The organism is Mesorhizobium sp. M2A.F.Ca.ET.039.01.1.1 (genome assembly GCF_003998035.1).
Lineage (GTDB): Bacteria > Pseudomonadota > Alphaproteobacteria > Rhizobiales > Rhizobiaceae > Mesorhizobium.
Genome location: NZ_RZRY01001408.1, coordinates 1 through 641, shown reverse-complemented (window position 1 = coordinate 641; position 641 = coordinate 1). Strand labels below are relative to the sequence as shown.

Sequence of the window (641 nt, the reverse complement as noted above, 5' to 3'; positions counted from 1 at the left end):
CCGTGATGCCCCCGCCGCATCGGCTGCGGCCGGCTCAATTGCGCCGGCTTGTGCGTCAGGCTGTTTCGCACGTTTCGCAGCCGTTCGCTGATGAACTCCGCCGCCTGATCCACCGGCGTTTTCGAGGGAATTGGCATTCGCGTTCCTTTCTTCGAGAGCCAGCATGCGGCGCTCAAATTCCGCATCCATGGCCGCCATTCGGCTGTTGATGTTCTGTTGCATCAGGAATTCCATCCACTCCACTTCCGGGTTGCGTTCCCGGCGATTGGCGATGGTCGTGAAGGTCTCTTCCTCGACATTTTCGTGCCAAATGGCCTCGACTTCCGGCGAGAAGTACGACACCGGCCCCGTGCTATCGAGCACGAGCGAGCAGCCGTTGCCGAGGAACTCGACCGCCGACAGACCGGCAGGCAGCACCGTCAGGAATTCGTCCACCACGACGCCATCCGCGTTCGTGTGGAGGTAGACGTGCACAGAGGCCGCCGCCCGCACATCGAGGCGGATCGTGCGGACCTTGTGATCCGAGAAAAAGATCGCCTCTTTCTCGTTGTGGACCCGCCAGCGGGACAGGTCGCCAAGCTTCTGAATTTCCATAACAAATTTTCCTTTTGATGAGAGGGAAGGGGAGGGGCTAGTGCTGT

General features: G+C 60.2%; 1 protein-coding gene. It reads right to left on the bottom strand.

All coding sequences use genetic code 11. From position 1 onward, the window contains the following. Window positions 1–594 (bottom strand): hypothetical protein (locus EOA24_RS40150; protein ID WP_133375067.1); only part of this gene is annotated, 594 nt, incomplete at its 3' end. Between the last annotated feature and the right edge of the window lie 47 nt (window positions 595–641).